Source organism: Paenibacillus sp. JDR-2, from assembly GCF_000023585.1.
In the GTDB taxonomy this organism is placed as follows: domain Bacteria; phylum Bacillota; class Bacilli; order Paenibacillales; family Paenibacillaceae; genus Pristimantibacillus.
In genome coordinates this window covers 1-10,000 of sequence record NC_012914.1, presented here as the reverse complement: position 1 = coordinate 10,000, position 10,000 = coordinate 1, and the positions used below count along the sequence as shown (strand labels likewise).

Genomic DNA, 10,000 nt, shown 5'->3' with positions numbered 1-10,000 from the left:
TCCGGTTTTACTCTTCTGCGGGTTCAGTGCCTGCATCAGGAGCTGTACCTTCGAATTCTTCGCCTTCTTCAAACGTCTCGTCAGTTTCTTCACTGCGCGCTACGCGAGTTACGGTAGATACCGTATCGTCATCACGCGTATTGATCAGCTTAACGCCTTGCGTATTACGACCCATCGTCGAGATGCCTTCCATGCTCGTCCGAATAAGCGTGCCAAGGGCGGTCATAATCATCAGGTCTTCGTCATTCAGAACAACCTTCAGGCTGACAATCGGTCCGTTCTTGTCGGTAACGTTAAGGGTCTTGATCCCTTTACCGCCACGGTTCTGAATCCGGTACTCGCTCATTGGCGTGCGTTTGCCGTAGCCTTTGGCCGTTACGATAAGCACATCGTTCTCCGGATTAACAACGTCCATATCAATTACGGTATCGTCATCATCCAGTTGAATGCCTTTTACGCCTGTAGCGGAGCGTCCCATTGAACGAACATCCTGCTCAGAGAAGCGGATCGACATGCCTTGCGCTGTCCCCATTACGATCTCCTGGTTGCCGTCTGTCAGCTTCACGCCGATCAGTTCGTCATCCTCGCGGATCGAAATCGCAATCAGGCCGACCTTCCGTATATTCATATAATCGTCAAGAGGTGTCTTCTTAACGATACCTTGGCGGGTTGCAAAGAACAGGTAGCTTTCCGAATCGAAGCTCTCTACAGGAATAACCGCATTGATCGTCTCGCCTTGCTCAATCTGAATCAGGTTGATGATCGGCGTTCCCCGAGCTGTCCGGCTAAGATCTGGAATCTCGTAAGCCTTCAGGCGGTATACCTTGCCTTTGTTCGTAAAGAACAGCAAGTAATGGTGCGTGTTAGATACGAACAGATGCTCAACGAAATCATGTTCTTTCGTATCCATGCCAACGACACCTTTGCCGCCCCGCTTCTGGCTGCGGTAAGTGGTTACCGGCAAACGCTTGATATAGCCGGTATGCGTGATAGAGATGATAACATCCTCGCGAGGGATCAGGTCCTCATCCAGAATCTCCTCATCGCTCACGGTAATTTCGGTACGACGTTCGTCACCGAAACGCTCCTTGATTTCATTGAGTTCATCACTGATGATGTTGAGCACAAGCTGCTCATCCGCCAAGATCGCCTTGTATTCGGCAATCTTCTTCATCAATTCCGCATACTCGGCTTCGATCTTGTCGCGTTCCAGGCCAGTCAGCCTTTGAAGACGCATATCGAGAATAGCTTGAGCCTGCTCGTAGCTAAGCGCAAAACGCTCAATCAAGCCTTCGCGGGCAATGTCCGCTGTTTGCGAAGCACGGATCAAAGCGATAACTTCGTCCAAATGATCAAGGGCAATACGCAAGCCTTCGAGAATATGGGCTCTCGCTTCTGCTTTTTTCAGATCATATTCGGTACGACGGCGAATAACTTCGATCTGATGCTGCAAATAGTAATACAACATTTCACGAATATTCAGCGTCTTAGGTTCGCCGTTAACTAGCGCGAGCATGTTAATACCGAAATTGGATTGCATTTGCGTCTGCTTATACAGATTGTTCAGCACAACGCTTGGCGTTACATCGCGGCGAAGCTCAATAACGACCCGCATGCCGTTGCGGTCGGACTCATCGCGAAGGTCGGTAATTCCCTCTATTTTCTTCTCGCGGACGAGTTCGGCAATTTTTTCTACCAAGCGTGCTTTGTTAACCTGGTACGGCAGCTCGTAGACGATAATCCGGGCTTTGTTGCCGTTCTCTTCAATCGTCGCACGCGCGCGCATGGTTACCGTGCCGCGTCCCGTCAAATAAGCCTGACGGATGCCGCTAAGTCCCATAACGATACCCGCCGTAGGGAAATCGGGGCCTTTTACATAATCAATCAGCTCAACAGGCGTAATCTCCGGGTTACGGATCAATGCCTGAATACCGTCGATAACCTCGGTCAGGTTATGCGGCGGAATATTGGTTGCCATACCTACGGCAATACCTGTTACCCCGTTTACGAGCAGGTTCGGGAAACGCGACGGCAGAACTGCCGGCTCTTTCTCCTCGCCGTCGTAGTTCGGAACGAAATCAACGGTTTCTTTATTTAAATCGCGGAGCATCTCCATGGCGATTTTCGACAGACGCGCCTCGGTATACCGCATCGCCGCCGCCATATCTCCGTCAATCGAGCCGAAGTTGCCATGTCCGTCCACGAGCATGTACCGCATGGAGAAATCCTGCGCCATCCGTACCATTGCTTCATAAACCGACGAATCGCCGTGCGGATGGTACTTGCCGATTACTTCCCCTACGATCCTCGCAGACTTCTTGTATGGCTTGTCCGAAGACATGCCCAGCTCCGACATTGCGTACAAAATACGACGATGCACCGGCTTAAGACCGTCCCTTACATCCGGCAATGCGCGGCTTACGATAATACTCATCGCATAGTCCATGAATGAATCGCGCATTTCCGTACCGATGTCACGGTCTTTAATTTGCGAATGCTGTTGTTCTTCCGCCATGTTTTACCTCCCTGACGTCATCAATCTGCAAACCTTGTCAAACATGATAACCATTATATTACTTTCACAAAAAAGGCACGGCTAAACGCCCTGCATCCGTTTCATCTATGAAACCGGCAAATTGCCTAAAAAAATGATGAAAAATAGGCAAATAACTCGTATCTTTTCGTGCCCGATCCGCCATAAAATAAACAGACCCAAATTACATTATACCACTCATTCCAAAGTCTGTCTTCTTCTTGATCCGCAATCTTCATCGCTTAATACCCGTTCCTAAGGGAAAGGAGCAACAACATTGTCTATTCAATTGGTATACAGCAAATGGGAGAAAACCAATGTACTTCTACACTCGCCAGCTCTCCGTGAATATATACCTTCAACAAGGCTTTTCAACAAGGAAAATCTGCAGCTGATGCTTGCCGAATACGGGATGGTCTACGTCAAACCCGTAAACGGCACCTTTGGCAAAGGCGTCATGCGCGTAGAAAGGCTTAAGCAGGCTGCCAAAGGCTATAAGTATCAACTGAACACCACAATCCGGACTTTTCCTACCCTCGAGCTGCTGCACCAAAGCCTGGCTAAAAGAATTAACGGCAGACGTTATTTGGTTCAACGCGGCATTGATCTTCTCCGCCACAAAAACCGGCGCTTCGATATCCGGGTGATGGTACAGCGTAACGAGAACAACCATTGGGAAGCTACCGGCATTATCGGCCGTCTTGCCCATCCCGCGAAGGTAGTTACCAACTACCATAACGGTGGCACGCCGATGTCCTTCGAACGCTTGCTGTCATCCCATCAATCGCCCACCCAGAAGATGATATACGCCATGCGCCTCAAACAAATCAGCCTGGATATCGCAAAAGAACTGGAGAAGCATTACCCGGGCATCAAGGAGCTTGGAATCGATATCGCCATCGACCAGCAGCAAAGGCCTTGGATTCTTGAAGTAAACACAAAACCTGATGCCTTTATATTCCGAAAGCTCGAGGACAAATCGATGTTCCGCAAAATCTATCAGTACGCCGTTTCTTACGGCCGATACAAAAAGAAATAGCCGCCCGCAAGGACGGCTATATTTTTATTAAATATCCAAGTTCTTAACGTCTTTCGCAAATTGCTGGATGAAATCACGGCGTGGTTCAACGTTGTCGCCCATCAGCGTGTCGAAGATAACGTCTGCTTCAATAGCGTCTTCGATCGATACCTGAAGCATGGTCCGGCTCTCCGGATCCATCGTTGTCTCCCACAGCTGCGTAGCGTTCATCTCGCCGAGACCTTTATAACGCTGTACGTTTACTTTGGCGCCTTCACCGAATTCCGCGATAATCTCTTCGCGTTCCTTCTCGGACTGCGCATAACGGATAACCTTGTTCCGCTCAATCTTGAACAGCGGCGGCTGTGCGATATAAATATATCCTGCTTCGATAATCTTCCGCATGTAACGGAAGAAGAAGGTCAACATCAAAGTCCGAATATGCGCACCGTCGACGTCGGCATCGGTCATAATAATGACTTTATGGTAACGTGCCTTCGCCAGATCGAAATCATCGCCAATCCCCGTGCCAAGCGCCGTGATAATCGCGCGGATCTCGGCATTACCGAGAATGCGGTCAAGTCTAGCACGCTCAACGTTCAGGATCTTACCGCGCAGAGGCAGAATCGCCTGGAAATGACGGTCGCGGCCTTGCTTCGCCGAACCGCCGGCGGAGTCGCCTTCGACGATATACAGCTCGCTGATCGAAGCGTCCTTGGAGGAGCAGTCAGCCAGTTTACCTGGCAGGGAGCTCACTTCAAGCGCGCTCTTGCGGCGTGTTAACTCGCGTGCCTTGCGTGCCGCTTCGCGGGCTCTTGCCGCTTGCAGGCCTTTTTCAACGATTTTGCGGGAAACCGAAGGATTCTCATCCAGGAACTCCTGCAGCTTCTCGGCAAAGAACGATTCCACAATACCGCGTACTTCGCTGTTGCCAAGCTTCGTCTTTGTTTGTCCTTCGAACTGCGGCTCGGGGATTTTCACCGAAATAATCGCCGTTAAGCCCTCGCGGACGTCATCGCCGGAGAAGTTGGAATCATTGTCTTTAATTAATCCCGTCTTGCGGGCATAGTCGTTAATAATCCGCGTTAACGCGCTCTTGAAGCCGGATTCATGCGTACCGCCCTCATGCGTATTGATGTTATTAGCGAACGAATGAATATTCTCGGTGTAACCGTCGTTATATTGCAACGAAACTTCCACCTGAATATGGTCCTTCGAGCCTTCAACATAAATCGGTTCTTCATGCATGACTTCCTTGTTGCGGTTCAAATGCTTGACGAACTCGATAATGCCGCCGTCGTACTTGAACGAATTGGATGTGCCCGTACGCTCATCAATCAGTTCAATTTCGAGGCCCTTATTCAAAAACGCCAACTCGCGGATACGCGATTGGAGAGTCTCATACTCGTAAACGGTCGTATCCGTAAAAATCTCGGGGTCCGGCTTAAACTTAACAGTCGTTCCCGTCTCATCCGATTCACCAATAATCTTCACATCATACTGCGGCACACCGCGGCGGTATTCTTGCTGATATACATTTCCGTGAAGCTTAACGGTAACCGTTACATGCTCGGACAACGCATTAACGACGGATACACCTACTCCGTGCAATCCGCCCGATACTTTATAGCCCTCGCCGCCAAATTTGCCGCCTGCGTGAAGGACTGTCATAACGACTTCAAGTGTCGATTTCTTCAGCTTCGCGTTCTCACCGACGGGAATACCACGGCCATTATCGATAACCGTAATACTATTGTCCTCGTGGACGCGAACCTGGATTTTTGTACAGTATCCGGCCAGCGCTTCGTCAATACTATTATCGACGACCTCCCATACGAGATGGTGGAGGCCCTTGCCGCTGGTAGAGCCAATGTACATCCCCGGACGTTTCCGCACCGCTTCTAAGCCTTCGAGGACCTGTATCTGACTTTCATCATACGTATTCTGCTGACTCAACTGCTCACTACTCCTCTCATACCTGTTCGCCTAGGCTGCTTCTAGCCATTCGCCGCAAAATGATGGGCCCGTTTCTTCAAAGTAGAGGATGAAATCGGCGAATAATAGATTTTCTGCTTCGTCACGACAATGGATTTCGGTTCTTCCTCACCAATCGTTTCGACGTCTTTGCGTTTACGGGCTCCTGCTACAAATTGCTTGGAAAGCTTGGAGGATTGCTCTATCGATATATCAAAAATGGCTACCAGCTCGGCAGCCCGGATAATTTTCTCGCCGCCCAAATGGATATACATGTCCTCCGCCTCCCGTTATATGACCGTTATCAGCGCGTCACTCGGCCTTCCCGCACATCGTAGATCCCGGCGCCCTGGAGTTTGCTCACATTTACGCTCTCGAGTCCGGTCGTAGTAATAAACGTCTGAACCTTGCTCTGAAAGGTCTCGATGAGCTGCGTCTGCCGGTTCTGGTCCAACTCAGACAAGACATCATCAAGCAATAGCAGCGGGTATTCCCCAATTTCCTCGCAGATCAGCTCTATCTCGGCAAGCTTGAGAGACAACGCTGTTGTGCGCTGCTGTCCCTGCGACCCGTATACGGCCGCTTCCTTGCCGTTGATAAAGAATGCCATGTCGTCGCGATGAGGCCCTACGAGCGACATTCCTCTGCGAATCTCCTGATCTTTCACCTGTGATAACTTTAACATAAATTGCTCAAATAAAACAGTTTCATCTTCGGAGGCGCCGCCGTCAAAGGACGGGCGGTACTCAATGGTGAGGCGCTCGCCGCCCGCCGTAATGCCGGAGTGAATGTGCTCTGCCCACCGTTGTAATTTATGAATAAAGTGTTTCCTTTTTTTCATAATTTTAACACCATGCTCGGCAAGCTGCATATTCCAGATCTCCAGCATGGCCTGCTGCGAGCCTCCGGGTGTTGCGGTCTTCAGATAATTGTTCCGTTGGGCAAGCACCTTCGTGTACTGCGTCAGGGTATGCAAATAACCGGGCTGTACTTGGCCGATTTCCATATCGAGAAACCGTCTTCGTATGCCCGGCGTTCCTTTTACAATCTCCAGATCCTCAGGTGCAAACATGACGACGTTCAGCGATCCGATGAAATCGCTGAGCTTTCGCTGCTCAAGTCCGTTAATCTTCGCTTTCTTGCCCTGTGACGAATACATCAAATCAAGCTTTAACGTGCCGTAGCGCTTCTCCACCTCACCGTGGATGCGTGCTGAATCGGCTTCCCAGCCGATCAGCTCCTTATCCTTCGAAGTGCGGTGCGACTTGGTGAGGGCGAGCGCAAAGATCGCCTCCAGCAAGTTCGTCTTCCCCTGCGCGTTAGGTCCGACAAACAAGTTGACCTTATTGTCTGTTACGAGCTCGAGCTCTTTGTAGTTGCGATAGTTTTGCAATTGAATGCTTTTTAAAAACACGTTCGTTTGTCCTCCCGGCCTGGCTGCTTCTTAAGCATTTATGCCCCGGTCACCGTAAAGACGCCGCAGCCTTCCACTTCAACGCGGTCACCGACGTACAGCTTTCTGCCGCGGCGGTTATCCACAACTCCGTTTATGTGAACTTCGTTTTCCTGCAAGAAAAATTTCGCGTGTCCACCTGTGGATATACAATCAGCCAGTTTTAAAAACTGTCCAAGCGTAATATATTCGTCACGAATGGCGATCTCTTTCATCACTTGCTCACCTGCCTTTCACCGTTATTGCCCAAGCTGGAATTACCTTAGTTCGTTGTCCGATAAGGCAAGATAACATACGTGTTGTAGGAATGATCGGTCGGACGAATAACAATTGGGCTCATTGCCCCGGTAAAACCGATAAAGATGTGCTCACTGTCGATAACTTTAAGCACATCCAGCATATATTTGGAGTTGAACGCAATCTTTAGCGGCTCGCCGTCGAACTGTTTCGGTTCCAGCTGCTCGGTAACACGGCCAAGCTCCGTCGAGCTGGAGGAAATTTCGATCGAACCGTCCTCCATCGTTGCCAGACGAACGATATTGGTTTTCTCTTCTCTCGACATCAGATACGCGCGGTCGATTGCATCCGTCAATTTTTTTGTATCAAGAACGAGTTCTGTTTTGAACACGCTCGGAATAATTTTAGAAGTATCCGGGTATGTCCCGTCGAGCACGCGGGTGTAGAACAGTACGTTGCCGATTTTGAACAACACCTGGTTGTCGGCTACGACAATATCAACGAGGCCGTGCTGATCCGGAACCAGCTTCGACAGCTCGACTAACGTTTTTGCTGCGATTACAACATTGTTAAACCGGTAGTCGGCAGCGGTCTCCGCTTGCGCGATACGGCTGGCCAGACGGTGGCGGTCAGTCGCCACAAATTTCAACTGCTTGTCCTGCAGACTCCAGAGAACACCGGTCAAAATAGGTGTCTGCTCGTTAACGGATGCGGCCAGAACAGTCTGACGGATCATCGCCTTCAGAAGATCGCCTGGCATTTGGAACAGTTCATTTTGCTCGATGGAAGGAAGAACAGGGAATTCCTCCGGATCCAGGCCAACCATCTGAATATCCGTAGAACCGGAACGGATTAGGGTTTGGAAATGCGCGCCTACTTCAATTTCAACATTGTCAGACGGAAGCTTCTTAACGATTTCGACAAAAAATTTAGCGGGAAGCACCACATTGCCCGGTTTATCCACATTTGCAATAACGAGATCATCCCGTTCTACAGGGATAAAGCTTTGAATAGATATATCGGTATCACTTGCCGTTAAGGTAACCCCTTGATGGGTAACTTCAATCTTGATGCCGCCGAGAATTGGAATAGTCGGACGGGAAGAAGCCGCTTTGGCAACCTGCTGGATGGCTTCGTTCAGTTCATGTTTGGAAATCGAAAGTTTCATGGTTTCACTCCTAAGTCCGTTTCGGATCGATGTTTTCGTGGGTTTAAAAATCGGCGAAGCCGTAATGGGCGTTTTCGCCCTATTTTGATGATGTTTTTTTAAAAAATATTAGTAGTCGTAGTAGTAGGCGGCGTTAATATGTGGATAACCGTCTAAAACACGGATAAAGCAAGCCTATCCACATGTGTATAGCTTGTGCATAGGCTTGCTTGGGTGTTCATATAGAAGTGAATAACTTTTACGTGTGATTTTTGATCTTTTCGGTCAGGTTCTGCAAAATCTTGTACAAGTCCTGGTCTTGCTTCAGCTGCTGCGAAATTTTCTCATGCGCATGGATGACAGTCGTATGGTCGCGCCCGCCGAACGCCTCGCCGATCTTCGGAAGCGAATAATCGGTCAGCTCACGCGAGAGATACATGGCGATTTGCCGCGGATAGGCAACAGCTTTGGTCCGTTTCCGCGCTTTGAACTCCTCGAGACGCAGCCCATAGAACTCTCCAACCTTTTGCTGAATATCGTTTATGGTGATCATCTTCGGACGGCTGGACGGAATAATGTCCTTTAACGCTTCGGCTGCCAGATGGGACGTAATATCCTGATTAATAAGCGAAGAGTAAGCGACTACGCGGATGAGGGCGCCTTCCAGCTCGCGAATATTCGTATCGATCTGATTCGCAATGTAGACCATTGCTTCATTCGGAATATCAAGGTTCTCCGCTTTCGCTTTCTTGCGCAAAATCGCGATCCTTGTTTCCAAATCCGGTGCCTGAATATCCGTTATTAATCCCCACTCGAACCGCGAGCGCAGCCTTTCCTCCAAAGTCGGAATTTCCTTTGGCGTACGGTCACTGGAGATGACGATTTGCTTCCGCTCCTCATGCAAGGCATTAAAGGTATGGAAGAACTCCTCCTGCGTACCGTCTTTACCGGCCAAAAACTGAATATCGTCAATCAGCAGCACGTCAATATTGCGATATTTGTTACGGAAGCTCTCGCCCCGATTATCCCGAATCGCATTAATGAATTCGTTCGTGAATTTCTCGGAAGAAATATACATGATCTTCGTGCTTGGATTGTGATCCATGATGTAATGGCCGATGGCATGCATTAAGTGGGTCTTGCCAAGCCCTACGCCGCCGTATAAAAAGAGCGGATTATAGGCTTTCGCCGGCGCTTCCGCTACGGCAAGCGATGCGGCATGCGCAAAGCGGTTGTTGGCCCCGATGACAAACGTATCAAACGTATATTTCGGGTTAAGCATATGATTGAAGGTTTCTTCTTGTATGATCGGCGCTTCCGCAGCCTTAGGCAGAATGGGAGGTGCGGGTTCAGCCGGCTTCGCCTCTTCAATCGAAAAGCGAACGTCTACCTGCCTGCCTAGAAACTCAAACAAGGTGTTGCGAATTAATTTGGTATACCGGCCTTCCAGCCATTCAGCCGCAAATGTTGTCGGCGCCGTCACTTCCAAGAGCGAATCGTTCACGAAGGAAGCTTTGGTCGCTTTAAACCAGGTATCGAAACTGGGTTTGCTTAGTTTCGTCTGAATGATTGACAACACTTGCTGCCATAAATCATAGGTATGGCTGTCCACAGACGTCACTCCTTATCAAAAATCGC

The 10,000-nt window shown here is 49.5% G+C and carries 8 protein-coding genes; 1 reads left to right on the top strand and 7 read right to left on the bottom strand.

Translation table 11 applies throughout. The features are described 5' to 3' along the window. Window positions 1-7: 7 nt before the first annotated feature. Window positions 8-2,515, bottom strand: coding sequence for a DNA gyrase subunit A (gyrA, locus tag PJDR2_RS00045; protein ID WP_012772010.1), 2,508 nt, complete (start codon window positions 2,513-2,515; stop codon window positions 8-10). Between the two features lie 295 nt (window positions 2,516-2,810). On the opposite strand from gyrA, the gene PJDR2_RS00040 reads away from it, so the two are divergent. After that, window positions 2,811-3,572, top strand: a complete 762-nt coding sequence (locus tag PJDR2_RS00040; protein ID WP_012772009.1) for a YheC/YheD family protein — start codon at window positions 2,811-2,813, stop codon at window positions 3,570-3,572. A 27-nt stretch (window positions 3,573-3,599) separates the two neighbouring features. Here PJDR2_RS00040 and gyrB read toward each other — a convergent pair whose 3' ends face one another. The 6 genes from gyrB to dnaA all read right to left on the bottom strand — a co-directional run bounded on the left by gyrB (window position 3,600) and on the right by dnaA (window position 9,974). Then, window positions 3,600-5,507 carry a DNA topoisomerase (ATP-hydrolyzing) subunit B gene (gyrB, locus tag PJDR2_RS00035; protein WP_012772008.1) on the bottom strand — a complete coding sequence of 636 codons (1,908 nt, stop codon included), beginning with the start codon at window positions 5,505-5,507 and terminating at the stop codon, window positions 3,600-3,602. Window positions 5,508-5,548: 41 nt separating this feature from the next. Continuing rightward, on the bottom strand, window positions 5,549-5,800 hold the full coding sequence (gene remB, locus PJDR2_RS00030; protein WP_012772007.1) for an extracellular matrix regulator RemB: 252 nt from the start codon (window positions 5,798-5,800) through the stop codon (window positions 5,549-5,551). Window positions 5,801-5,829: 29 nt separating this feature from the next. Beyond that, a complete protein-coding gene (gene recF, locus PJDR2_RS00025; RefSeq protein ID WP_012772006.1) occupies window positions 5,830-6,939 on the bottom strand; it encodes a DNA replication/repair protein RecF in 1,110 nt (369 codons plus the stop codon). A gap of 38 nt (window positions 6,940-6,977) precedes the next feature. Further along, window positions 6,978-7,193 carry a S4 domain-containing protein YaaA gene (yaaA, locus tag PJDR2_RS00020; protein ID WP_012772005.1) on the bottom strand — a complete coding sequence of 72 codons (216 nt, stop codon included), beginning with the start codon at window positions 7,191-7,193 and terminating at the stop codon, window positions 6,978-6,980. A 47-nt stretch (window positions 7,194-7,240) separates the two neighbouring features. Continuing rightward, window positions 7,241-8,383: a DNA polymerase III subunit beta gene (gene dnaN, locus PJDR2_RS00015; RefSeq protein ID WP_012772004.1), complete on the bottom strand. Its 1,143-nt coding sequence runs from the start codon at window positions 8,381-8,383 to the stop codon at window positions 7,241-7,243. 238 nt (window positions 8,384-8,621) lie between these two features. Next, the gene (gene dnaA / locus PJDR2_RS00010; RefSeq protein WP_012772003.1) at window positions 8,622-9,974 is read right to left on the bottom strand and encodes a chromosomal replication initiator protein DnaA; all 1,353 of its coding nucleotides are present in this window, start codon (window positions 9,972-9,974) and stop codon (window positions 8,622-8,624) included. Window positions 9,975-10,000: the final 26 nt, after the last annotated feature.

Excerpts from the sequence above, each read along its gene's own strand:
- dnaN (WP_012772004.1), bottom strand. The coding sequence starts at position 8,383 with ATGAAACTTTCGATTTCCAAACATGAACTGAACGAAGCCATCCAGCAG.
- remB (WP_012772007.1), bottom strand. The coding sequence starts at position 5,800 with ATGTATATCCATTTGGGCGGCGAGAAAATTATCCGGGCTGCCGAGCTG.
- gyrA (WP_012772010.1), bottom strand. The coding sequence starts at position 2,515 with ATGGCGGAAGAACAACAGCATTCGCAAATTAAAGACCGTGACATCGGT.
- yaaA (WP_012772005.1), bottom strand. The coding sequence starts at position 7,193 with ATGAAAGAGATCGCCATTCGTGACGAATATATTACGCTTGGACAGTTT.